The following is a 22,456-nucleotide window of genomic DNA, read 5'->3' as shown; positions in this document are numbered from 1 at the left end:
ACGCTAGGTTTGCAACCGGACATAAGACCACCCTTCACCGACCGGCAATTTGCGCGCGTTTCAACGCCGAAGACCGACAACCCTTGGGGGCACCTTGACGATGGAACGCAGCTTATGACCCGAAGAACCTTTGCAAGCCGCCAGATGGCCTGCCTTGTTCTGGTGGCGGGACTTGTCCTTGCCACGCTGGGGATGACGAACAACGGGCCCTTCATCAAAGGGGCGAAGGACTATTCGCAGAACATCGCCCAAAGTTCGGCTGTGACCTATCTGTCGCTGCGGCTGATCAACGCCGCAATATCCTTTGCCGAAGAGGTCGAGGTCGGCGGTTCTGTCATTGCCGTCAACGGATCGGCCCATCCTTTCAAAATGCTGGAACCGGTCGATGACGCGGTTGAACGTCTGTCCTCGGCCATATTTCTGGTGGGCACCGTGTCGGGCATTATGACCGTTGTCCTGCCCGTGCTTGGCGGTGCGGCCTTTGTCATGATCGGCACCGCTATGACAGTGCTGGCATTGCTTGATCTAGTCGGGGGAAGGTTTCCGGGCCAAAGCATCGTGTCAGGACTGTCGCAGAATCTGGCACGCCTGGGCGGATTGGCATTTATGGTCGTAATCGCGTTTTCGATCAGTTCATGGTTCGCAGAGGGAATATCGGACAGGGCATGGGGTCAATACCAGCAGACCTTGGCAGATATCGCCAACCAGATGCCCGATCTGGCACAAGACGACAGATTGCTGCCCGATGGGCCCGAATTACACCCGACCGAAAACCCGATCCCGCCCAAGGCTATGGACACCCCGCCCGAGGAAACGGGCCTGTTGGAAAAAGCGATGGACGGTCTGAAATCAGCAGGTGAGGGGGCGGTCAATGCGGCCAGCTCGGCGGCATCAGGTGTCGGACATCTGGCAAGTGGCGCGATCAACGGCGTAAGACAGGCGGCATCATCGGCCAATGCATCCTATGTCAAAGCCAAGGACATCGTTATCGTTCTTTCGACGCAATCGGACGAGCTGGTGCAGGCCCTGATGGGCGTATTCGCAGCCTTCCTGTTCAAGACAGTTGTGTGCCCCGTGTTGATCCTGATCGGCCTTTGGAAACTGGCTGGCAGTTTCGAATTCATGCGCAAGGACGCCCCGCATCGGACGTCCGCGTCATAGACCCCTTGGCTGATGGCAAAGACCGCAGGTCCGTTTATTCCAACGCCATCGCGACGGCAGCCTGACAGTGAAGTTCGGTTGTGGAAAAGACAGGCAGGGATGCATTGCCCGAGGACAGCAAAAGCGGAATTTCGGTGCAGGCCAGAGCGACGCAATCAGCGCCACGGTCGCGCAGGGCGGCGATGATGTCGTGATAGGACTGGCGGGTCGTTTCATGGAATTGGTTCTGGACCAGTTCGGAATGGATGCTGTGGTGGATAAAGGTTTTCTCAGGCTCGGTCAGGGGGACGGTTTGCAATCCCTGTCGCGCCAGACTGTCGGGATAGAAATGCCCCTCCATCGTCGGGCGGACGCCCAGAACCGCGACCTTGCCCATCCCTTGTGCCTTGATCGCCGTGGCAGTGACATCGGCAATATGCAGAACCGGCAGGTCGACCAATGGCTGGATCACGGGCACAAAGCGGTGGGCATTGTTGCAGGCAATGACAATGAAATCGGCCTTGGCCGCTTTCAACGCATATGCGGCATCCAGAATAATCCGACATGCCGCATCTTCGTCTTTGCGATCAACCATTGCCCGAATGTAATCCTGCCGGTTGATGCTTTCCAAAACAATCCGCGCCGAAGCCACGCCCCCGCCAGCCTGCTGCGTCAGTTCGTTCAGGCGTTTGTAATATTCGGCGCTTGCGACCCAGCTTAACCCGCCGATCATCCCGATCTTTTTCAACCTGTCCTCCTGTGCCCAACGATTGCGACCATAGGATGGAATGATCGGCAAACAAAAGCAGGCCCAGCCACTGCGGTTCTTTTGCGCCGTCCTTATTGCACCAAAGCGCAGGCAAGATGCGCCGAGGCGGTCACACCGTCGATCAGCGCGACACCGGATCGGGCGGCCAATGCCGTCCTGATCCCCGACATGCCCGCACATCCAAGAACAACGGTCTGCGCCCCTGCCCGACACGCTGTTTCAAGCGTGTCCGCCAAGCGGTCCACGACGAAACCGCCCCCCGCCTCGACCTGCAAAACCGGCAGTCCCGAGGCAAAAACACCCGCACAGCGATCACCCAGACCATACACCCCGACATTTTCTGAAATAACCGGAACCGAGACATCCAGCGTGGTGATAATCCCGAACTGCCCGCCGTTAAGTGCGGCAACAGACATGGCGGCCTGACCGATGCCGATCACGGGGCAATGGGCTGCGGCGCGGATGCGGGCAAGACCCGTATCATCGAAACAGGCGATGACAATGGCATCGACGGCCTGTGATTCTGCCTGTGGCAGCAACGACAAAAGGCCCGCAACAGCCGCCTCGCCATCGGCGGCCCCCTGTATTGCCTTTGGGCCTGTGTCATTGGTCCAGCCGATAACCTGTGCCTGCGGTGCCGCAGCGCGGGCGGTGGTGACAATACCGTCAGTCATGGAACGGGTCGAATTGGGGTTTATGTAAAGCAGCCGCATGTTCAGCCCCGCCCCCCTGTATCATCGGTCAGGACAACACCACCGGTGGATGCTGTTTTGCGCCAACCGGCTGGTCTTACGGGACGGCTGCGCGTGCGATGCGTGAAACCTTCGGGATACATGTCTGCTTTGTCCCTCAGCTTTGTCCGGCGGCAAAGCAGGCGACGCGACGGTTATGGACATCGGCACGCCGCTGCGGGCGTTCGTGTTTGCAACGCTCGAACGCCAAGGGGCAACGTGGATGAAAACTGCATCCAGACGGAGGAGAAACCGGCGACGGCACCTCGCCGCCCATCGGGTTGCGGTCGCGGTTCGGTACTTCCAGATCGGGGATCGTTTCCAGTAACAGACGGGTATAGGGGTGCAACGGATTGGAAAACAGGTCCGCTGTGGGCTGGATCTCGACGATGCGGCCCAGATACATCACGGCGATGACATCGGCCATATGCCGCACCACGCTTAGATCATGGCTGATGAACAGATAGGTCAGCCCCATATCCTTTTGCAGCTTTTTCATCAGGTTCAGCACTTGGGCCTGAACCGAGACATCCAGCGCCGATGTGGGTTCGTCGCAAACCAGAAATTCGGGGTCCCCTGCCAATGCCCGCGCGATAGAGATCCGCTGGCGCTGGCCACCCGAAAATTCATGCGGAAACTTCGATCCGTCTGTGGCCACCAGCCCCACGATACGCAACAATTCATCCACCCGCGCCGACACCTGATCCATCGGGGTGTCAGGCCGCAATGTGCGCAGGGGTTCGGCAATGATGCGACCTACCCGCCAGCGCGGGTTCAGGCTGGCGAACGGGTCCTGAAAGATCATTTGCAGGCGGTCGCGGTCGCCGTGAAAGCGGATATTGCCCCCCGACGGCGGATGCAGGCCGGTAACCAGTTTGGCAATCGTGCTTTTGCCGCACCCCGATTCACCCACCAGCGCCAGCGTCTGTCCCCGCTGGATCACAAAATCGACGCCATCCACAGCGCGCAGGGTGCGGCGCGGTTTGCGTTCGATCATCCGGTTCAACCAAGGGGCAGATACATCGAAGCGCCGCTCTAGCGCGTCAACCTCAAGAATGGCGTTGGAACGGATGCTCATGCGACGTCTCCTTGAGTTTGCAGCCAACATGCCGCGCCTGACTGTTCGACACCGATCCGCGGTATTTCCTGGTGACATCTGGGCCCTGAATGGGTGCAGCGCGGGTTGAAGGCACAACCGGCGGGGATGGCATCAAGCCGTGGCATGGATCCGGGGATCATCCGCAGTTCCGCGACATCCTTGCGCAGTGACGGGATCGAACCCATCAAACCGGCGGTATAGGGATGTTGCGGACGGCGCACGACGTCATCGACCCTGCCGACTTCGGCCAGACGCCCCGCATACATGACCGCAACACGGTCAGCGGTTTCGGCAATGACGCCCATGTCATGCGTGACCAGCATGACAGCCGTCCCGCGTTCACGACACAAGCGTTTCAAAAGGGCCGTGATCTGCGCCTGAATGGACACATCCAGTGCGGTGGTCGGTTCATCCGCCACGATCAGTTCGGGTTCTGCACAAAGGGCAAGTGCAATGACGATCCGCTGACGCATCCCGCCGGAAAACTGGTGCGGATAATTGTCGATCCGTTCCTCGACCGCGGGAATGCCGACTTCCCGCATCAGGTCCATGGCGCGTTCGCGGGCCTGCGCTTTGGTCAAACGGGTATGCAGCAGGATGGTTTCGGTCAATTGGTCGCCAATGCGGAACAGCGGATTGAGCGAGGTCAGCGGGTCCTGAAAGATCGCACCGATGCGCCGTCCCCGAACGCTTTGCATCGCGCGATCGTCCAGATTGTCGATCCGGTCGCCGGACAGATGGATACTGCCCGCCGCAATCCGTCCGGGTGGTTCAAGCAGCCCCAGAATGGACATGCCGGTCATGGATTTTCCGGCACCCGATTCACCCACGACGCCCAGAATTTCACCGCGCCTGATTTGCAATGAAATATCATCGACAGCGGTCAGCACCCCCCGCCGCGTCGGGAATTCGACACGAAGGTTGCGCACATCCAGCACGATATCGTTCATGGCTTGGCCCTTTCATAGCTGGGGGTGAAGATCGCCGTTATTTCCGGATGGCCCGCTGTCCGGTCGGGATATTTCCGGATCATCCCGTCGAATTGGCACTGGGCGCGGGCCGCATCAGCGGTTTCGTCCATGCCGGGGATGACGCCATCCGCCATCACCTGCCGCCCGTCGATCCAGACGTCACGCACGTCCCGCCCAGAGGCAGAGGTCATTATGCTTTGGACAGGATCGGTGGTTTGCAGGCAGCGCGTAAGATCGATCACGGTGATATCGGCTTTGGTCCCGCAGGCAAGACGCCCTAGGTCGGGCCTGTCCAGCGCCTGCGCCCCGCCAAGCGTGGCGGCGTCGAACATCTGCTCTGACCGGATTTCGGTGCCGCCTGCGGCCAGTCGCGCTGTCATCATCCCGATCTGCATGTTCAGGATCATATCGGCGGGATAGGTATCCGTGCCCAAGCCGATATTAATACCCTTGGCGCGGCACCCCGAAAAGGACCGCAGAATATTGCCATGCCTTGCGGAAACCAGCGGACAATGCACCAACGTCGCGCCCGCCGCCGCGATCAGGTCAAATTCGGCTTCCGTGGCCTGTGTTCCATGCGGCAACAGCCAGTTGGGCTGCAAAGCCCCGATGCGATCCAGCCATGCGATCGGCGCGCAACCGTGCTGTTCGCGCACAAGCCGCAGTTCTGTCGGGGACTGGCTGCAATGCTGGCGCACGGGCACCCCCATATCAGCCGCAATCGATGCCGTGCGCTGCAACAGCTTTTGCGTGCATGTCTCGATCCGGTCAGGGGCGAACATCGCACGGATGCGCCCTTGTGCAGCACCGTCGATGCGGGCGGCGAAATCCGCCGCATCTGCCAGCCCTTTCAGGCCGCGTTCCTCATCGAAGATGGCGCGGATATTGCCTGCCCCATCCGTGACCTGACCGCCGCTGCGATAGGCCGGTCCAAGATAGACCCGCAATCCCAGATCGCGGGCTGCATCGGCGGCCGCGTCGAATTCATCAACCGTTTCCCCCCATTCCCGATAAAACAGGGATGCAATCGGCAAAGCAGTCGTGATGCCGTTGCGGATCAGCTGGGCAAAGGCATGCCGCTTCTGGAAGGCCAGCTCGTCCGTCGAATACATCTCGTAGGGGCCGCTTGCGACATAGCTTTCGGGCCAGACGCGCCCTTTTTTCCATGCCGGACCGTTATCATAACCAAGGATCGTCGTATCCAGATCCGAAAGCGCATCCAGATCGATAAACCCCGGAGAGATCACCGCATGCCCGTAATCGATCCGGCGCGCCACATCGCCTTCGAACCCCGTGCCGACATACAGCACATCACGGCCTTCGATCACCACCATACCGTTTTCATGCACGACATGACGACCATCACGATGCCCGATGACCCAGCGGGCTGTCAAAAGCGTCCGTGCGGCCATCAGGGGGCCTCGATGACGCAACTGCCGTCGCGGGCCGTGACCTTGCCGGCTTTCAGGACCAGCTTGCGGGGGGCATGGGTGACGATTGCTTCGGCCAGCGTTTCTCCCTCGACCAGAACGCAATCAGCGCGGCAGCCGATGTCCAGCCCATAGTCGGCAACCTCCAGAATGGCGGCACCGCCGCGGGTGCAGATATCCAGCGCCAAGGCCATTTCATCATCACGGCGCAGATTGTTTCGCATGCCGACCGCCATGGCTTTTTCCAACATGTCCGAATTGCCATAGGGGCCCCATGTGTCGCGGATGCCGTCACACCCCGCCCCAGTCAGGATGCCATGCGCGTGCAATTCCTTGACCGCCGGAACCGGCGCCGAGGCAGGGGCCGTCGTCAGGATATGGAGACGGTGTTCTGCCAGTTGTTCGTGCAGGCCCGTCACATAGGCCCGATCGACCGCGCCAAGGCAGAAGGCATGGCTGATCGACACCTTCCCTTGCATGCCCAAGGCGACCGTGCGGTCGATGATTTCCTGCATCGAGAACCAGCCAAGCGCGTCACGTTCATGCAGATGGATGTCGACGGGTTTGCCGTGTTTTTCGGCCAAGGCAAAGACCGTATCCAGATGCCCCTTTGGGTCATGTTCCATCCCGCAGGGATCAATGCCGCCGACCAGATCCGCGCCCATCGACAAAGCCTCGTCCATCAGTTCGGCAGTGCCCGGACGGGTCATCATGCCGGACTGGGGAAAGGCCACGATCTGGATGTCGATCATTCCAGCCAGCTTTTCGCGCGTTGCCATGACGCCTTCGATGCCGGCCAGCCCGTGATGCGTATCCACATCGACATGGCTGCGGATATGCGTGCAACCATGCGACATGGCCAGAATGGCATGGCGTTCGCTTTGAATCTTCGGATCAAGCCCAAGCGCGATCTTTACCTCGCGCTCGTTTGTAATCTTGTCGATCAGGCGGGGGCCGACCTCGTTGTGGTACCACGGCAGGCCAAGCAGGGATTTGTCCAGATGGGTATGTGCCTCGACCAGACCGGGGATCAGGATGCGCCCGCCGCAATCGACGGTGCCCGCACCTTGCGGAAGATCTACGACGAAATTTCCGTCCACAATATAAAGATCGGTTGCAGGTCCCGCCATCGGGCGCACGTTTTTCAGGATCATGGAAGTCATCAAAATCACCGCAATTTGGGGTTAAGCGCATCGCGCAGCCAGTCGCCGATCATATTGACCGACAGCACGATCAGGCACAGCTGGATGGACGGAAAGACGACGATCCACCACAGGCCGGAAAACAGGTATTGGTTGCCGATACGGATCAGCGTTCCGAGGCTTGGCTGATCCGAGGGCATGCCGACGCCCAGAAACGACAGGGTCGCCTCGGACAGGATCGCAAGTCCGAAATTCAGCGTCGCGGCCACCATGATCGGGGTCATGCAATTGGGCAGGATGTGATGCAGCATGATGCGCCACGCCTTTACGCGGATCAGCTTTGCCGCCTGCACATATTCCTTCCTTGCCTCGACCATCGCCGAGGCCCGCACGGTGCGCGCGTATTGCACCCATGACGGCACAGCGATGGCAAAAATCAGGATAGGCGCGGCCAGCACATCCTTCAGTCCGGTGGGCAGGGACGCGCTGGCGATGGCCGTGATCAGAATGGCGATCAGGATAAAGGGCATCGACAACAGCACATCGCCGATGCGCATAATTACATTGTCGACCCAGCCACCGAAATAACCCGCCATCAGCCCCAGTGCCAGACCGACGCCCAGCGCCAGAATGACCGAAGCAAATCCGATGATCAGCGAAATACGCGAACCATAAAGGACAGCCGACAGGATATCGCGGCCCTGCGTATCCGTGCCCAGCAGGAACGGCCATTGACCGTCCGCTGCCCATATCGGCGGGATTTCAGAATTCCACAGTTCCAGCGAGGCCAGATCATACGGGTTCTGCGGTGTGATAAACGGTGCACACACGGCCGTCGCGGTCACAAACAACAAGACAACTACGGCAAAAATCGCCGAAGGATGTGACCGGAAGGAAAACCACAAATCGCTTTCGCGAATGCGGCTTAGCCTTGCTTTGCGAACCGGCGTCAGGGTCAGGGCGGGGGGCGTTTCCATGTCGATCTCCGGCTTAGCCATTGCTGCCACCAGCACTGGCAGTATCGTCACGCAGCCTTGGGTCCACCCAGGCATAGGTGATGTCGACAAGGGTATTCAGCACCACGAAAATCAGGGACACGATCATCAGATAGGCCGCCATGACAGGAATATCGACAAAGGTGACGGCCTGAATGAACAGCATTCCCATGCCCGGCCATTGGAAAACCGTTTCCGTCACCAGGGCAAAGGCGATCAGGTTGCCGATCTGCATTCCGGTCAGTGTAATGACCGGCATCAAGCAGTTACGCAGGGCATGCCGCCAATGCACCCGCGCAGCCGGCACCCCGCGCGCACGGGCGAATTTGATATAATCGGCACGCAGGGTCTCCAGCATCTCGGCGCGCACAAGGCGCATCACCAAAGTCACCTGAAAGGTCGAGAGCGAGATTGCCGGCAGCATCAAGGCCGCACGCCCTGAAGGGGTCAGCAATCCGGTCGACCACCACCCGATATCCACCGTCTCTCCGCGTCCGAAGGCAGGAAGCCAGCCCAATGACACCGAGAACGCAAGGATCAGTAAAATCCCCACCACAAAGCTGGGCAGCGACACCCCGATAATAGAGCCAAGCTGCAGGATATTGGCCAACCGCGATTCCCGATAGACCGCGGTAATCACGCCCGCCGGAATACCCACGACCAGCGATATGACGGTGGCCACCAGCACCAGCTCGAACGTGGCCGGAAAGCGTTCCTTGATCAGCACCATCACATCTTGCTGGTTCCGATAGGAAATTCCGAAATCACCCTGCACGGTATCCGTCACGAACCGCGTATACTGGGTGATAAAACTGTCGTTCAGACCCAACCGTTCGCGCAGTTCGACACGATCCGCCAAGGTGGCCTGTTCGTTCACCATCATTTCGACCGGATCGCCGAAGAACCGGAAAATCACAAAAGCCAGAAGCGCGACTGCCAGCATAACGAAAGCAGCATTGGCGATGCGTTTAAGTAAAAAGGCAATCATCGCGAACCTCTGTGCCTTGGGGAATCACGGGCATGTCACACCTGTTCTTTTGCTAAAATCCGATCTGCCGGGGGATTATGGCCCCCGACAGGTTTGCGGGATGCCGGCCTCAGGATTCACCGTCCATACGGGCGAACCACAGACGCGGCTTGGCATCGGGGAACAAAGGCATCTCGGCGACGTCATCGGTGATGGCCCAAGCCATCGGCTGCTGGTGCAGGGGGATCATGATAATCTCGTCCTTCACCATCTGCAGCGCCTTGGTCTGCAAAGCCAATCGCGCATCAAGATCCAGTTCACTGCCCGCAGCGTCGATCAGCGCGTCCAGTTCGGGAAAGGACCAGCCGCCCCAGTTAAAGACACCGGCATTGCCGTCTTTCGTGTGGAAGATTTGCAAAAGCGGGGAATAGCTGTCCAGCAATGGCAGCGTTGCCCAACCAAGGGTATAAAGATCGGTCTTGCCATTGGTGCGTTTGGGCGATTGCACGGCGCGCGGGGCCACATCCAGTTTTGGCGACAGGCCGATCCTGCTCCACATGGATGCAATGGCCTGACAGAACTGTTCTTCGTTCACCAATCCGTCGCTAAGACAGTTGAATTCGAACTCCAACCCTTCGGGCACACCGGCATCCGCCAGAAGCGTCTTTGCAGCATCCGGATCATAGTCCGGCAATTCGTCCAGCGCCTCGACATAGCCGGGGATGGGCGGGGCCACGGTGGCACCTGCAATGCGTGATTTGCCACGCATGACCTTTTGATGGATCAGATCCAGATCGATTGCCTTATACAGGGCCTCCCGCACGTTCTTATCTGTGAAGGGGTTCGGTTCGCCGGTGGTCAGCGTATCGCGGAACGGGAAACCGACCATCACGGTACGCAGGTCAACACCTTCCAGCACCTCGATATTCGGGGCGGCGGCAAGCCGTGGCAAATCCTGCACCGGCGCATCTTCTGTAAAGCTGATTTCGCCTGAAAGCAGGGCGGCCACCCGGGTCGCAGCGCTGCTGACCGGGGTGAATTCGATCCGGTCCAGATTATGTTGGGGTTCGTCCCACCAATCCTTGTTTGCAACAAAAACGGTTTTTGCATCCGGCTGGCGGCTTTCGACAATAAACGGTCCGGTCCCGTTGGCATGATAGGTTGCATAACCTTCGGTGCCCGCGCCAACGTCGGTCGGCATCAGCGCGTCATGTTCGGTCATCCATTCCTTGTCGAAGATATGGATGTTGGTCAGGTCATTCAGCAACAACGGATAGGTGCCGTTCAGCGTAATATCAACCGTATAGTCATCGACGGCCTTCGAAGTGACATAGGCCGGAAGGTTACCCTTCAACGGCGAAGTGTCATCACTGACCCGCGTCAGGGATGCGACGACATCGTCTGCCGTGAACGGATTGCCGTTATGGAAGGTCACACCCTGACGCAGCTTGAAACGCCAGGTGATCTGATCGTCCAGAACCTGCCAGCTTTCGGCCAGCGCGGGTTCGATTTCCAGATCTTTGTTATAGCGGACCAGTCCTTCATAGACATGGTTCAGCACATTGATCGTAAAGCTGTCGCCGAACGAATAGGGATCAAGCGATCCGATATCACGGTTGGCGCCCCATTTCAGAACGTTTTCGGCCTGTGCCGCGCCTGCCAATGAGGCGACTGCTGCTGTTGCAATCAAAAGATGGCGTAATGTCATGCGTTGGTCCCTGTTCAAGGCGATTGTACTTTTTAACCGGCAAGATTGGATACGATCATTAATGCATGTCAGGCAGAATCAGACACGGCAAGCATATTGTATCCAATTGACGCAAAAAATTGTATGCGATACAAATTGTGCGAATATATTGGGCGAGCCGTACCATGAGCGATAACAAGAATACGCTGACCGATGCGGTCCATGACCTGCTGCGCAAGGCAATCATCGAACAGGCCCTGAAACCGGGCATGCGTCTGCCCGAAGATACCGTTGGCGAACAATTCGGCGTCAGTCGTACGATTGTCCGCCACGCATTGGTCCGTCTAGAAAATCAGGGGTTGGTGGTCACATTGCGTAACCGCGGTGCCTTCGTCGCAGAACCATCGCGCGAAGAGGCGCAGAATGTGTTCGAGGTGCGACGCTGCCTTGAAAACGAGGTTGTGCGCCTGTTATGCCAGCGTTTTCCCGAAAACGGATATGACCGTCTGAAAGCGCATGTGCGGCAAGAGGAAAACGTCAGGGGCAAAGATGGCCCTGTCTCGATCCGCCTTGCAGGCGAGTTCCACATCCTGCTGGCCGAACTGACCGGCAATACGGTGCTTGCCCGCTATGTGTCCGAAGTTGTATTGCGTTGTTCGCTGATCATGTCGCTTTATGCACGCAGCCATTCTTCGGATTGTGCAGTCGATGAACATTCGCAGATTATCGATGCTATCCGTGACGGCAATGACAAGCGCGCGATCGGGATCATGGAACACCATCTGGGCGCCGTAGCAGGACGGGCCGCCCTTTCGCCACAAACAGATAGTATCCAATCCATCCTGTCGCACTATGGAAAAGAGCTGAACCAGTGAAGAGGATTGGCAGGTTTTTCCGATCGCTTTCGGTGTCCGCCTGCCGACCTTCAGTAAGCATTGATCTGTGGCGATGTCTTGATGGATCCAATGCATCAGCATGACATCAGACCAAAGCTACATTTTGACGCCTGACTGTTTGTCAGAAGCGAATTTGGTTGTGTCAGCTGAAACCCAATGCACGTTATGGGATTCATATTGGAACAGATAAGCAATCCGAGCGTCTCGTCTTTGACCTTTTCAATATCAGGCGAAGACGAAGATCAATATTGGCTTGCCCTATCAGGGTTCACCTTTGACAGGGCAACCAAATAATCTGGCGTTCGGGAAATGGACATTTGCGGTCAGGCATACCTGCCGGAAGCCGTATAGGCTGACGACCTACCTTGCCGCAGGTCCTGAAATGAAACCATCAAAGCGCGTGACCAGCATTTTTTGACAGGCAGGCTTATACCCAAGCCATAGCCACCTGAAACAAGCGATTATGGACTTGGGAAATGCCAAGCATATTAGCGCCAATGTCCTATTAGGCGTCTAATTAGCCTCGACGGTTTTGATCAGCGTATTGATTTCATCAGCAATAAGCTTGGGATGGTCTTCGGGCGTGAAATGCTTGCCGCCCTCGATCCGGTAGAGCGGCGCTTTCAGGTCTTTGGCCAGACGCTCTCCGTATTCGATCTTCTGGAAATCATCGGCGGCACCCCAGACAAGGCGCGTGGGAATGTTCAGGTTCGGCAATTGGTCTGCGATGGATTTGGTATCCCCGACATCCAGCGATTGTGCCTGACGGACGAAATCGGCGGCACCTTCGTTCCGGTCGTAATGGCCGGAATGGGTGTCAAAGGCGGCTTGTGCGGCCTCTTTGGTTTCGTGACCTTGGGAATAGATCATTTTCAACAGCCGGTGCAGCGATCCGTCGGGGGCGTATTTCAGGATCGAACCTGCCGCAGCAACGCCCTGGATTACAGGCACAGGCCATGAATCATAGGAAATAACATTGGTCAGAAAGATACCGCTGACCATTTCGGGGTGCCGCACCGCGGCCACCTGCACGACGCCGCCGCCAAGGTCATGTCCTGCAAGAACCGCCTTGGTGATGCCTTGGCTGCGCATCCACGCCACAAGGTAATCCGCCTGCGCCGAGATCGAGATGTCGCGGTCTTTCCCTTGCGGGATCGAGGCACCATAGCCTGGCATTTCCCACGCAAGAACGCGCCGGTTTTCGACATGTGGCACCACATCGCGCCACAGCGCGGGGCATGTCGGGATGCCGTGAACCAGAATGACAGGATCACCGGTGCCGGTTTCCTCCCACCGCATTTCGATATCGTCGACTGTCATGGTATGGCTGTTCATGGCGCGACCTCTTTCATTGGGTATGTTCCGTGACAAACCCCTGCCCCGCCACGTTGTTCCAACGGGACCGGACCACCGGCTTCACCATCCTGTCACCCGCCCCTTGCCGCGCCCAATGATGGACACCTGCAAAAAACCATCGGCGGTTGTAACAAACCACCCCGCAGCGTCGTATGGGACCCTAACAAACAAGGATCGATGCCATGATAACCCGCCGCACCTTTGCCTCTGCCGGTTCTGTCGCGCTGCTGGCTGCCTGCGCGCAACAGGGCAGTCAGCAAACGCCTGTTGCGCCACCGCCCGAACCCATTCCGCTGCTGCCTGCACATTACGGGGCCATCACCGATGAACCTTATCCGATTCCGGCAGTGCCCGAAGGCGTTGTGCCCGAACGCCTGTGGCGGCAAGAGGTCGAAAACCCTTATCCCGGTGAAACCGAAGGCAGCCTGATCATCGATCCGGATGCCGGATATCTGCATCTGGTCGGCAAGGACGGCCGTGCAATGCGCTATGGCGCAGGCACCGGCGCTGCCGCCTTTGAATGGAGCGGCACGGCGCGAATGCAATTTCGCCGTGACTGGCCGCGCTGGAAAGTCCCCGCGTCCATGATCGCCCGACGTCCGGAACTGGAACCGTTTTCGGTGGCCAATGGCGGCATGCCCCCCGGCCCCGGCAATCCCTTGGGCGCAAGGGCGCTGTATCTGTTTCAGGACGGTGTCGATACGCTCTACCGAATCCATGGTGCATGCGAGCCTGAGCATCTGGGAAAGCCCGTATCATCAGGCTGTATACGCTTGCTGGATCATGATGTGATTGATCTGGACAAACGCGTCCGCCACGGTGTCAGCGTCCGTGTGCTGACCTCGGCCAAAAGCACAGGCCAAGCCTCGGCCTTGCCCACCGCCGAGATGTGATCGGAAACCCGAACGGGTCAACAGCAACAAGGCGCGGTCCGTTCGGGGGCCGCGCCTGCTTTTTTCCGCCTTACATGGCGGGCAGGATCGCGATGTCGCGGATCACCATGTCCACGCCCTGGATCATACCGGCCTCGGTCGCTTTACCGGTGTCCAGATCAACGGAATACAGCATTGCACCGTTGACCAACCACGCCATGTTTTCCATGCTTTCGGTGGTCTGGATATCAAAGGCATAATTGGCTTCGGGGGCGTCGATCCCCAGTTTACCGATGGCACCAAGCGTGCCGTCGTTGGGCGACACCTGCTGGATGACCGCGACGATGGTCGTGTCGATGTCGAACATGGCGGTGCTTTCGGGTTTGCCATAGCTGTTGATATAGGCGGCAGCCGCGATGGCGGGGGTTTCACCCACATGCATGTCACCTTCTTGCCAATCAAGGCTTCCGTCGACGGTCACGGCGCCGGTATCCACATCGACGCGGTGGTTAGTGGTGCCGGTCATGAAGCGCAGCTTATCGGCCATCGGGTTGAAATCGACGATGACGGGCATATCACCAACGGGCAGCGCCGTGTCCATTTTGGACATCTCGGTTGCCTCGCCCGTGGCGGTATCGATGCTGACAATGGTCATATCCGGTGTCACACCGACCAGCGTATTGTTCGAGGGACGCAGATCAAGACCCAGCAGACTGTCGACGCCGGTTACGTCCATACGGCCCGACACCTCCAATGTCTCGGTGTCGAACATGATCAGCGTCTTGTCATCCACAAGGGCAACAGCCGGTGCGGCAGCAGCGGCGGACAGCGACAGGGTCAATGCGGTGGTCGAGATGGCGGCGATACGAAGCATGGCAATTTTCCTTCGGCGAAATTCAAAAAGCACGGCGTTCGTCGCCGTCCATAAAACCGAAGACACGGGGCCACCGTATTTGGATGCAGTTTTTCAGCAGATTTATTTTGCATCCGGCCATGACAGGTCTGTGTCTTCTCTTTTGAAAGGGGCGACGCTGTGCCAGAAAATACATTCTTCATTATCGTGCCCGCAGGGGCATTGCCCCGAATGCGATGGCCTGCGGCAGCGCCGTCCCGATACCGACAGAAGGATCGTATTTTGACGGAACAAGACAAAGCCACGGCTTTGCGCAAGGCGCTTCTGGATTGCGCGGCAGGTGACAACAGCGGCGTGACCACCATCCTTCAATGTGAAGGCCCGCAGCTGCTGGGCGTCGCCTATCGCATTCTGGGTCGCCACGATCTGGCCGAAGAAGCATTGCAGGATGCCATGCTGCTGGTCTGGCGCAAGGCTGTGCAATTCGACGCGGCCCATGGTTCGGCACGGGGGTGGATCTATGCGATCCTACGCAACCGTTGCCTGAACATCCTGCGCGACGGCAAACGGCTTAGCATTCTATCGCCAGCCGATCTGGCCATATTGCAGGAACACCGGCAAACCGTGGTCCCGACCGAGAATTGGGAACTGCTGGCCGGACCCAGCCGCCTGCGCGACTGCCTGAAGGGTCTGGATGATTCTAGCCGCCAAATCATCCTGCTGGCCCATGTCGCAGGCTTCAGCCAGTCCGAAATTGCCACGCGGCAGGACATGCCGCTGGGGACCATAAAATCGCTGATCCGTCGGGGTTTGCACGCATTGAAGGAATGTCTGACATGACCCCGCTTTCAGACGAGATTGTCGCACTGTCCGATGAATATGTTCTGGGCCTGCTTGGCGGGACCGAAACCCTGCTGATCGAGGAAGTAATCACCCGCGACGCCGAACTGGCCAGACGTGTGGGAAAACTGCGCGACCAGATGCTGCCGCTGGACCAATCCGCGCAACCGCAAAGCCTGCCTGCAGGGTTTACCGAACAGATCCGCAAAGCACTGCCTGCACAAGATCATCCTGTAAAACCCATACCCGCAAATCTTTCCACAGCCCCGACGCGTTGGCGTCTTGGTGTTCTGGCGGCATCTGTGATCGGGCTGGCAATCGGAATAGGCGCTGCAAGCCTTCGGCCATTTCCAGAACCAAGCGTTGTGGCTGTGCTGCTGGATGCACAGGGCGTACCGCAGGCCGTCATTGATGATTATGGCAATGATACCGCATTCGTCCGGTTCGTCAGCGATATTAAGGTTCCGACCGATCGCACCTTGCAAGTCTGGACATTGCCGTCACAGGAAATGGGGGCAACCTCGCTTGGCACGCTGGATGATACGGCAGCCACACGTCTGCGTTTCACCGATCTGCCGACGCCGAATGCACAACAGCTGTATGAGGTGACGATGGAGCCATTGGGCGGATCGCCGACCGGACGGCCAACCGGTCCGATTGTCGGCAAGGGGCTTGCCGCATCCCAGATATAAAAACGGTGCAGACCATCTGACCGGCCCGATTGGCAAGAGACATCGGAACAGCAAAACGCCCGACGAATCCGGTTCGTCGGGCGTTTTGGTATTTTGCGTTTTTCGGTTGACCATATCCTGCAGGACGGTCTGCACCGGATATCAGCGCTTTGCCTCGGCTTCTGCGGTTTCCAGAACCTCGTTCGCCGATGACTTTACCTGATTCAGGGACGTCTTCGCGGCATCACCCAAACGCTCGATGTTTTCATCAACCTGGTTTTTCGCTTCGGCCATCGCTTCTTTCGAAACGTCACGCAGCTTGGACTTTTCTTCGTCATAGATGCGTTCGGCTTCGGCGAACAGGTGATCACTATGTTCACCCATCAGGTCGTCTTCGGCACGGGTCCGCGGCGCTATGGCACCGATTGCCGCCCCGATGGCCAGCCCAAGGGCACCGACCAGCAACGGCTGCTTGTCATAAAGGTCGCCGATCTGGCTGCGGCCACGCTGCGTGGCGTTCGAAACTTGGTCATAGGCGTTCATGGCGTGCTCCCTTGCGGTAACGATACGTTCACGGGCAGATTCCGACATATTGTCGGTGCCTTCCGACAGACGTTGGCGCAGGTTCTGGATCTGGTCTGCGGCAGTGTCACGTCCTGCCTTGACCTGATCGCTTACGGCACCGACTGCACCGGATGCTTTGTCGGCCAATCCTAGACCGGAATTCTGATCCGTAGTGCGGGATACTTGCGGTCCTGAAATGGTTTTCGCGCGTTTGGCCCATTCCGGCAGACGGCCTGCGGCGCGAAGCGTGCCGGATGTCTGCCCTTCTTGCATCGGCGCATAGGCCGTCGAAGTGCCGCGCGACAGGTGAAGGTCGGCTTCGCGGTTGTGACTGACTTTAACAGCGTCATTGCGGCCAAGTTCGGGCTGTGCGCGACCGTTACCGAAAATCAACCATGCAAGACCGATGCCGGTCACTGCCAAGGCAATCGGATTCTTTTTAACCGAATCCGAAACGGAACGACCGATTTCATTGCCATGTTCACTGAACTGGTCCGTGAACTGACGCGCGACATATTCGACAGAAAAGCGGTTTTGCACCTCGTCCAATGTGTCGCTTAGACGATGACGTTCACGTTCGATATCGCTTTCGATCTCAGCGGGACTACGGGTATCAGCGGTCATGATACGTCTCCTTGATAACTTCAGCGTCGCGTTTGACATTGCGAGCGGTGCGGGTCGGCGCAAGGTTCGTTGCTTTCAGATCCTTGGTCCCCTTCGAGACCATGATGAAAGCTACTACTGCCAGAACACCGCCAACGATCAGGGCAGCCCACCCAGCTTCAATGCCAGCCTCTGTCAACGCTGCGACAAGTGCAGCGGACAAGACGTTCAATGCAGTCAATGCGATCACAACAGCACCGACCAGCATGCCGATAGCGATGGCAGCTTTCTTGGCATTCTCGCTGATCTCGGCGCGGGCCAGATCGACCTCATTGCGGACCAAAGAACTGACATGGCCCATTGCATCGCCTAACAAGCCGCCGGTGGATTTAACCTGATTATCCATCGTTCAAACCTCCGGCTACGGGGGTGCGGGTTTGGGTATAGGGCGCGGTAACAGGCTGCGGTGCCGTTGCGGGCCGGACTGCAGGCGCATTGCCTGCGGCATAGCTGTTACTGGACACAGAGGACCCGTGATCGGTTGCCTTGCCAAAGCGCGATGCGACCAGTCCCAGCAGAACCGAACCACTTAGAAAGACCACCGGATTGCGCCGTGCAAAATCACTGACATCCCGTGCCAGTTCCGAAAAATCCTTATCCCGGATCGTGTCCGAGAAATCGGCCAGACCGTTCGACAGCTGACGGAACGTCCGCGATTGCGGGGAATCGTCACGCAACTCATCTGCTGCCTTGCGCAACGCCGACGCGACGCCATCGACTTCATTCGCAGCTGTGCTTTTGGCGCTATCTGCGCGGTCAACAACGGCTGCCTTAGCGCTTTGCGTCAGGTTTTCAGCAGTGTCTTGCACATTTTCCACCGCTTGTTGCGCGGTGCGGGTGGCATTTTCGCGTAGGGACGGATCAGTCTTGGTGGTATGTTCCATGATAGGTCCTCCTGATTAAAAGGCGAGGTTAATGATTGCCAGAACGATCACGATCAGACCGATCAGATAAAATATGCTTGTCATGACAAACTCCAATTCGACGTTCTGGATTTATCCATTTATATTGATTGGCCGATCCAATATTTTTTATTCTAGACCACCAAATTCTCTGGTATTAAAATGAATTCGGACCCGATCAGGTTCCAAATTAATTAATATAAATGTTGCTTTCGACAGCTTGTAAATATAAAAAGGCGCCCCGCTAAAGCGGGGCGCCTTTTTTATCGGTTAACAGCATCTTACAGCGTTAATTTTGATGCCATTTGTAACCCTTAGCGGGGCATCGGCGTATCGGTCTGGACCAGATCGCGGTCATCTTCGACCTCGACCTCGGTATGGCGGACAGTGTCTCTGACCGTTTCGGTTTCAGTCTCGGCACGACGCTTCAGGTCAATTTCTTCGACCACCCGCGCTTCTTTCGAAATCACCGCTTCCTCTGCAGTTTCTTCTGCTTCGATCGTGCGATCCTGGAAAGCTGCGGTTCCCGGCTCGACCGCACGGTCTACCGGTCGGCGTTCCAGTTCGACACGTTCGGATTGCAGTGCGATATCCTCGCTGACCTGATCCTCGACCACATACGAGCGGACACGGACGCGTCCGTGGCTGACATCGCGCTTGCCAATCCGCAGGCTTTCCTCGATGACTTCGATCTTGTCGTCGGTAAGCGCAGGATCAAGCTGTGGCTGTCCGGCAGACATCGCATTTGTATGAACGCCGGTGTCAGTGGTTCCTGCCATGCCAGCCGCGGGGGCGGTATCCCAACCTTCGGCGCGCCATGTATCGCTGCGGGCATCCATATCGACTGCGTGATCATTATCCAGCAAAATCAACGCCTGATCATAATGTTCAGCTGATACGCGTGCGGTCAGCAGGTAACCGCCGCGGCGCAGGCCTTCGTTATAGACACTGCGGTCTTCTTCACCCAACAAAAAGTCGCTAACGGATTCAAAGAAACCTTTTTCTTCGTACTGGCGACCGGGTTCATTGGCATCTGCACCATCGACGATCTTGATGTCGCTGACAGGGACGCCAAGGTCGGTCAGTTGCTGCAGATGTGCGTCGGCTGCAGCGCGGGTTTCATAGAATGCAGTGACGGTACGGTTGTTTTCATAGTCCATGATAGGCTCCTCAAACGGGTTTATGGATCGCATTCGGGTCGGCTATTTCGTCATGTGTAACGTCGGATACCTGTCGACGGCGGGTGACCGGTACACGCACATCCTCGACCGAAGTCGTTGTCCTAATGTGCACTTCCTCGACCAGTCGAAGCCGCTTTTCGACAAAGAGATACTCCTCAAACACGGGAAGAATCTTGGTGTGCCCTTCCGTTCGCGGGGTGGGCACGGGTTCATCCGGGGCAAGGTCGCGGCCGATCGGAACACGGGTGACATCCACCTGATGCCTGTCCAGTTCGGCTTCGACATTATCCTCAATAATTTCGGTGCGGGTTGTGACCCGCGTGCGCCCCGTCACAACGCTTTGCTTGTCCACGTTAATCGTTTCTTCGACCAGAGGTATTGTCGTTTCCGGTCGAAAGTTATTATCCGCGGTCATGTTATGACGCCCTATTATATCCGGCCTTATTTGGCCAAAATGCGATATTCCAACAGCTGCATCGTTTTATTGGCTGTTCGGAATAAAAACCGTTTGTCAGGGTAATATGTTCCGGCAGTTAACATATATTACCAGTGCAACGCGGGTTGCATCCACACCGGTCACATATCCAGTATCGGCGAATTAACGCCTGCCTGCTTTCCGGTCCGTCCATGCCATCAGTGCAGCCGCTGCAAACATGCCAAGAACAGGCGCATTCAGACGCTTGCGCGGTGCAGTCTGTGCACTTGGATTGTCATTGCCTTCTTCTGCGCGGCGGGCCTTGCTACCGTCAGGACGTGTATCTGCCTTGACCGCCCCGCGCTGGCCTTCCGGGATGGCAGGACCCGTGGTGGTGTCCTTGCGGGTCTGGTGTTCGATTTCCGCGTTCAGTTCGGCACCGCCAAGAATAATGAAGGCAGACAGCCATAACCATGTCAGCAACACGATGACGCCGCCAAGCGTGCCATAGGTTTCATTGTAGCTGCCGAAGTTCTGTGCATAGACCGAAAACGCCACCGTTCCTGCCAGCCACAAAACAGTCGAGATGACCGCCCCCGGGCTGACCCAACGCCATTTGGGATTTTCACGCGACGGGCCAAACCGGTAAACGACAGCAAGCCCAAGCATCGTCAGAAACGCCAGCAGCGGCCATTGCAGCCACAGGATCAGCGTCTGCAGCGTCTCGGGCAGCCCTAGAAAGCTGACGACTGCCGGTCCCACAATGATCACCCCGAAGGCCAGAATTAGACCGAAGATCAGAAATACAGTCAGGGCGACACCCGTCCCGTAAAGCGCGACAATCCCCCGCGTCTCGTCTTCGTCATAGGCGACGTTCATCCCCTCCATCAGGGACATCATGCCTTTCGTCGCGCCATAAAGTGCCAGCACAAAACCGATTATGGCCGCAAAACCGGTCGCTGTGTCATTGCCCCCCGTGACCTGATTGATCTGGTCCTGAATGATCGAAGCAGCATCGCTTGGCAGAACCGAAGTGATTGAATCCAGCTGCCCCGCGACATCCGACGGGCTTAGGAAAAAGCCTGCGATTGACACAAGCGCGCCCACTGCAGGGAAAATTGCCAGAAGACCGAAAAATGCGACCCCCGCAGAAACGACAGAGACGTGGTCATTCGACACCTCGGCCTTCACCCGAAGCAGAATGTCCCACCATCCTGCGCGCGGGATCTCGGCCGGGCTATCGGCCGTTTGTCCGTGGGAAGGGTTCGTCATGAAAAGCACTCCTTGCGACCTGATTGCAGGTGCAACGCATGCTGTCATAATTGGTTCGTGGGAAACCGCTGCTTATCCTATTGATAAACATTGACTATACGCCACAAAGATTGATGGCCCGGGGTCGACTGTTCGGCGTAGGGAACAGGTTCAGTGATGAAAAACAAGCGTTTGTGTTTTTCTGTTACTGGTCATCCTTGCCACGTTTGGCCACCGCATAGCGCTCAAAAACATCGTGCAGGTTCAGGATCAGGAAGGTAATGCCCGCCAGAAAGGCAGCCTCTTTCAGGTATCCCAAGCCACAAGCGACACCGATCGCGCCCGCCCCCCAAATTGCCGCGCCACTGCCCACACCGCGCAAACGGTTGGAATCGTCGCTGGTCATGATCGCCCCCGCCCCCAGAAAGCCGATGCCACCGACAATACCTTGGATCAGCCGTGTCGGATCAATGGTCATATCGCCGTCATTCGCCGTCGAACTGAGCGAGAAGTTGAGCGTCACAACCATCAGCGCGGCGGACCCCAAGGCCACCAGAATATAGGCATGCGCCCCCAATGGCTTTGCCTTGATCTCGCGGTCGATCCCGACCACCAATCCGCAGGCACCCGCAAAAAGCGTTCTAAGAATGAATTCGGGAAACTCTACCATCACAACAAACCCTTCCGCAGACAGACGCATATCAAACTTCGAACCGCCTGCTTTTGTTTCGGTTCCAAGGGATATCAGGTGATTATGCGTTGCTAACTTGGCGTATAAGTCCCGCCCGGATTAGGGCCCGTGGACAATCATACTTCCCATAGATTTTGATTTCTGATTCAAATCTCCCAAACGGAGGTTGGGATGAACGAGCAGCGCTTTGTGGTGACGGATCGTGTGTGGTGGCGGCTTGAGCCGCATTTGCCGGGAAAAGCCAGCGACGCGGGGGCTACTGCAAATGATAACCGTCTGTTTCTGGAAGCGGTGTTCTGGCGCGTTCGCACCGGGTCTCCATGGCGCGATCTGCCGCCCGCCTTCGGCAACTGGAACAGCCAGTTCCGCC

Annotated in this window: 25 protein-coding genes; 7 read left to right on the top strand and 18 right to left on the bottom strand. The window is 57.6% G+C overall.

Going from position 1 to position 22,456, the window contains the following annotated elements; all coding sequences use genetic code 11:
- Window positions 1-114: 114 nt before the first annotated feature.
- Window positions 115-1,161 carry a hypothetical protein gene (locus DWB67_RS09165; protein WP_147385918.1) on the top strand — a complete coding sequence of 349 codons (1,047 nt, stop codon included), beginning with the start codon at window positions 115-117 and terminating at the stop codon, window positions 1,159-1,161.
- Between the two features lie 34 nt (window positions 1,162-1,195).
- On the opposite strand, the gene DWB67_RS09160 is transcribed toward DWB67_RS09165, so the two are convergent.
- The 9 genes from DWB67_RS09160 to DWB67_RS09120 all read right to left on the bottom strand — a co-directional run bounded on the left by DWB67_RS09160 (window position 1,196) and on the right by DWB67_RS09120 (window position 10,952).
- A complete protein-coding gene (locus DWB67_RS09160; protein WP_182911538.1) occupies window positions 1,196-1,888 on the bottom strand; it encodes an aspartate/glutamate racemase family protein in 693 nt (230 codons plus the stop codon).
- Window positions 1,889-1,980: 92 nt separating this feature from the next.
- Complete coding sequence (locus tag DWB67_RS09155) at window positions 1,981-2,622, bottom strand: aspartate/glutamate racemase family protein (protein ID WP_119807251.1); 642 nt, start codon at window positions 2,620-2,622, stop codon at window positions 1,981-1,983.
- 136 nt (window positions 2,623-2,758) lie between these two features.
- Window positions 2,759-3,718 carry an ABC transporter ATP-binding protein gene (locus tag DWB67_RS09150; protein ID WP_119807250.1) on the bottom strand — a complete coding sequence of 320 codons (960 nt, stop codon included), beginning with the start codon at window positions 3,716-3,718 and terminating at the stop codon, window positions 2,759-2,761.
- A complete protein-coding gene (locus tag DWB67_RS09145; protein ID WP_119807249.1) occupies window positions 3,715-4,689 on the bottom strand; it encodes an ABC transporter ATP-binding protein in 975 nt (324 codons plus the stop codon). Before DWB67_RS09145 ends, DWB67_RS09150 begins: the two co-directional genes overlap by 4 nt.
- Complete coding sequence (locus DWB67_RS09140) at window positions 4,686-6,122, bottom strand: chlorohydrolase family protein (protein WP_119807248.1); 1,437 nt, start codon at window positions 6,120-6,122, stop codon at window positions 4,686-4,688. The genes DWB67_RS09145 and DWB67_RS09140 overlap by 4 nt, the downstream gene beginning before the upstream one ends.
- Window positions 6,122-7,303, bottom strand: coding sequence for an amidohydrolase family protein (locus tag DWB67_RS09135; RefSeq protein ID WP_119807389.1), 1,182 nt, complete (start codon window positions 7,301-7,303; stop codon window positions 6,122-6,124). Before DWB67_RS09135 ends, DWB67_RS09140 begins: the two co-directional genes overlap by 1 nt.
- Window positions 7,304-7,308: 5 nt before the next feature.
- Complete coding sequence (locus DWB67_RS09130) at window positions 7,309-8,259, bottom strand: ABC transporter permease (RefSeq protein ID WP_119807247.1); 951 nt, start codon at window positions 8,257-8,259, stop codon at window positions 7,309-7,311.
- A 13-nt stretch (window positions 8,260-8,272) separates the two neighbouring features.
- A complete protein-coding gene (locus tag DWB67_RS09125; RefSeq protein ID WP_119807246.1) occupies window positions 8,273-9,265 on the bottom strand; it encodes an ABC transporter permease in 993 nt (330 codons plus the stop codon).
- A 109-nt stretch (window positions 9,266-9,374) separates the two neighbouring features.
- Entirely contained in the window at window positions 9,375-10,952 is a 1,578-nt protein-coding gene (locus DWB67_RS09120; protein WP_119807245.1) for an ABC transporter substrate-binding protein, read from the bottom strand.
- A 164-nt stretch (window positions 10,953-11,116) separates the two neighbouring features.
- Here DWB67_RS09120 and DWB67_RS09115 point away from each other — a divergent pair, with 164 nt between their 5' ends.
- Window positions 11,117-11,806, top strand: a complete 690-nt coding sequence (locus DWB67_RS09115) for a GntR family transcriptional regulator (protein WP_119807244.1) — start codon at window positions 11,117-11,119, stop codon at window positions 11,804-11,806.
- Window positions 11,807-12,340: 534 nt separating this feature from the next.
- Here the strand turns inward: DWB67_RS09115 and DWB67_RS09110 are convergent.
- Window positions 12,341-13,162 (bottom strand): alpha/beta fold hydrolase, encoded by an 822-nt coding sequence (locus DWB67_RS09110; RefSeq protein WP_119807243.1) that lies wholly within the window; start codon window positions 13,160-13,162, stop codon window positions 12,341-12,343.
- Window positions 13,163-13,365: 203 nt separating this feature from the next.
- On the opposite strand from DWB67_RS09110, the gene DWB67_RS09105 reads away from it, so the two are divergent.
- The gene (locus tag DWB67_RS09105) at window positions 13,366-14,076 is read left to right on the top strand and encodes a L,D-transpeptidase (RefSeq protein ID WP_119807242.1); all 711 of its coding nucleotides are present in this window, start codon (window positions 13,366-13,368) and stop codon (window positions 14,074-14,076) included.
- 70 nt (window positions 14,077-14,146) lie between these two features.
- On the opposite strand, the gene DWB67_RS09100 is transcribed toward DWB67_RS09105, so the two are convergent.
- Complete coding sequence (locus DWB67_RS09100; RefSeq protein WP_119807241.1) at window positions 14,147-14,929, bottom strand: DUF4394 domain-containing protein; 783 nt, start codon at window positions 14,927-14,929, stop codon at window positions 14,147-14,149.
- Here DWB67_RS09100 and DWB67_RS18025 point away from each other — a divergent pair.
- From DWB67_RS18025 to DWB67_RS09090, 3 genes are read left to right on the top strand one after another with little or no spacing between them, the layout of a single operon-like run.
- Window positions 14,928-15,194: a hypothetical protein gene (locus DWB67_RS18025; RefSeq protein WP_182911548.1), complete on the top strand. Its 267-nt coding sequence runs from the start codon at window positions 14,928-14,930 to the stop codon at window positions 15,192-15,194. The two genes, DWB67_RS09100 and DWB67_RS18025, sit on opposite strands and share 2 nt — an antisense overlap.
- A complete protein-coding gene (locus DWB67_RS09095; RefSeq protein ID WP_255418617.1) occupies window positions 15,191-15,748 on the top strand; it encodes a sigma-70 family RNA polymerase sigma factor in 558 nt (185 codons plus the stop codon). Before DWB67_RS18025 ends, DWB67_RS09095 begins: the two co-directional genes overlap by 4 nt.
- Window positions 15,745-16,440, top strand: coding sequence for an anti-sigma factor domain-containing protein (locus DWB67_RS09090; RefSeq protein WP_182911537.1), 696 nt, complete (start codon window positions 15,745-15,747; stop codon window positions 16,438-16,440). The genes DWB67_RS09095 and DWB67_RS09090 overlap by 4 nt, the downstream gene beginning before the upstream one ends.
- Before the next feature lie 141 nt (window positions 16,441-16,581).
- On the opposite strand, the gene DWB67_RS09085 is transcribed toward DWB67_RS09090, so the two are convergent.
- The 7 genes from DWB67_RS09085 to DWB67_RS09055 all read right to left on the bottom strand — a co-directional run bounded on the left by DWB67_RS09085 (window position 16,582) and on the right by DWB67_RS09055 (window position 22,065).
- On the bottom strand, window positions 16,582-17,607 hold the full coding sequence (locus DWB67_RS09085; protein ID WP_119807239.1) for a DUF3618 domain-containing protein: 1,026 nt from the start codon (window positions 17,605-17,607) through the stop codon (window positions 16,582-16,584).
- Complete coding sequence (locus DWB67_RS09080; RefSeq protein ID WP_119807238.1) at window positions 17,597-17,992, bottom strand: phage holin family protein; 396 nt, start codon at window positions 17,990-17,992, stop codon at window positions 17,597-17,599. Before DWB67_RS09080 ends, DWB67_RS09085 begins: the two co-directional genes overlap by 11 nt.
- Window positions 17,985-18,530, bottom strand: a complete 546-nt coding sequence (locus tag DWB67_RS09075; RefSeq protein WP_119807237.1) for a hypothetical protein — start codon at window positions 18,528-18,530, stop codon at window positions 17,985-17,987. The genes DWB67_RS09080 and DWB67_RS09075 overlap by 8 nt, the downstream gene beginning before the upstream one ends.
- Before the next feature lie 332 nt (window positions 18,531-18,862).
- Complete coding sequence (locus tag DWB67_RS09070) at window positions 18,863-19,708, bottom strand: YsnF/AvaK domain-containing protein (protein ID WP_119807236.1); 846 nt, start codon at window positions 19,706-19,708, stop codon at window positions 18,863-18,865.
- A 10-nt stretch (window positions 19,709-19,718) separates the two neighbouring features.
- On the bottom strand, window positions 19,719-20,144 hold the full coding sequence (locus DWB67_RS09065) for a DUF2382 domain-containing protein (RefSeq protein WP_119807235.1): 426 nt from the start codon (window positions 20,142-20,144) through the stop codon (window positions 19,719-19,721).
- Window positions 20,145-20,327: 183 nt separating this feature from the next.
- Window positions 20,328-21,416 (bottom strand): YihY/virulence factor BrkB family protein, encoded by a 1,089-nt coding sequence (locus tag DWB67_RS09060; RefSeq protein WP_119807234.1) that lies wholly within the window; start codon window positions 21,414-21,416, stop codon window positions 20,328-20,330.
- 184 nt (window positions 21,417-21,600) lie between these two features.
- Window positions 21,601-22,065, bottom strand: a complete 465-nt coding sequence (locus DWB67_RS09055; RefSeq protein ID WP_182911536.1) for an MgtC/SapB family protein — start codon at window positions 22,063-22,065, stop codon at window positions 21,601-21,603.
- Between the two features lie 192 nt (window positions 22,066-22,257).
- Here DWB67_RS09055 and DWB67_RS09050 point away from each other — a divergent pair.
- The coding region (locus DWB67_RS09050; protein WP_147385917.1) for a transposase at window positions 22,258-22,456 on the top strand (199 nt) is incomplete at its 3' end.

Origin of the sequence: Paracoccus sp. JM45 (assembly GCF_003590715.1) — a bacterium.
Classification (GTDB): domain Bacteria; phylum Pseudomonadota; class Alphaproteobacteria; order Rhodobacterales; family Rhodobacteraceae; genus Paracoccus.
The sequence above is the reverse complement of the archived record's forward strand: the minus strand, read 5'-3'. Positions and strand labels throughout refer to the sequence as shown.

Coding starts and splice junctions, on each gene's coding strand:
- DWB67_RS09065 (WP_119807235.1), bottom strand. CDS start 20,144: ATGACCGCGGATAATAACTTTCGACCGGAAACGACAATACCTCTGGTC.
- DWB67_RS09080 (WP_119807238.1), bottom strand. CDS start 17,992: ATGGATAATCAGGTTAAATCCACCGGCGGCTTGTTAGGCGATGCAATG.
- DWB67_RS09075 (WP_119807237.1), bottom strand. CDS start 18,530: ATGGAACATACCACCAAGACTGATCCGTCCCTACGCGAAAATGCCACC.
- DWB67_RS09130 (WP_119807247.1), bottom strand. CDS start 8,259: ATGGAAACGCCCCCCGCCCTGACCCTGACGCCGGTTCGCAAAGCAAGG.
- DWB67_RS09115 (WP_119807244.1), top strand. CDS start 11,117: ATGAGCGATAACAAGAATACGCTGACCGATGCGGTCCATGACCTGCTG.
- DWB67_RS09135 (WP_119807389.1), bottom strand. CDS start 7,303: ATGACTTCCATGATCCTGAAAAACGTGCGCCCGATGGCGGGACCTGCA.
- DWB67_RS09055 (WP_182911536.1), bottom strand. CDS start 22,065: ATGGTAGAGTTTCCCGAATTCATTCTTAGAACGCTTTTTGCGGGTGCC.
- DWB67_RS09145 (WP_119807249.1), bottom strand. CDS start 4,689: ATGAACGATATCGTGCTGGATGTGCGCAACCTTCGTGTCGAATTCCCG.
- DWB67_RS09070 (WP_119807236.1), bottom strand. CDS start 19,708: ATGGACTATGAAAACAACCGTACCGTCACTGCATTCTATGAAACCCGC.
- DWB67_RS09140 (WP_119807248.1), bottom strand. CDS start 6,122: ATGGCCGCACGGACGCTTTTGACAGCCCGCTGGGTCATCGGGCATCGT.
- DWB67_RS09090 (WP_182911537.1), top strand. CDS start 15,745: ATGACCCCGCTTTCAGACGAGATTGTCGCACTGTCCGATGAATATGTT.
- DWB67_RS09155 (WP_119807251.1), bottom strand. CDS start 2,622: ATGCGGCTGCTTTACATAAACCCCAATTCGACCCGTTCCATGACTGAC.
- DWB67_RS09165 (WP_147385918.1), top strand. CDS start 115: ATGACCCGAAGAACCTTTGCAAGCCGCCAGATGGCCTGCCTTGTTCTG.
- DWB67_RS09100 (WP_119807241.1), bottom strand. CDS start 14,929: ATGCTTCGTATCGCCGCCATCTCGACCACCGCATTGACCCTGTCGCTG.
- DWB67_RS09060 (WP_119807234.1), bottom strand. CDS start 21,416: ATGACGAACCCTTCCCACGGACAAACGGCCGATAGCCCGGCCGAGATC.
- DWB67_RS18025 (WP_182911548.1), top strand. CDS start 14,928: ATGGCAATTTTCCTTCGGCGAAATTCAAAAAGCACGGCGTTCGTCGCC.
- DWB67_RS09120 (WP_119807245.1), bottom strand. CDS start 10,952: ATGACATTACGCCATCTTTTGATTGCAACAGCAGCAGTCGCCTCATTG.
- DWB67_RS09105 (WP_119807242.1), top strand. CDS start 13,366: ATGATAACCCGCCGCACCTTTGCCTCTGCCGGTTCTGTCGCGCTGCTG.
- DWB67_RS09125 (WP_119807246.1), bottom strand. CDS start 9,265: ATGATTGCCTTTTTACTTAAACGCATCGCCAATGCTGCTTTCGTTATG.
- DWB67_RS09110 (WP_119807243.1), bottom strand. CDS start 13,162: ATGAACAGCCATACCATGACAGTCGACGATATCGAAATGCGGTGGGAG.
- DWB67_RS09085 (WP_119807239.1), bottom strand. CDS start 17,607: ATGACCGCTGATACCCGTAGTCCCGCTGAGATCGAAAGCGATATCGAA.
- DWB67_RS09150 (WP_119807250.1), bottom strand. CDS start 3,718: ATGAGCATCCGTTCCAACGCCATTCTTGAGGTTGACGCGCTAGAGCGG.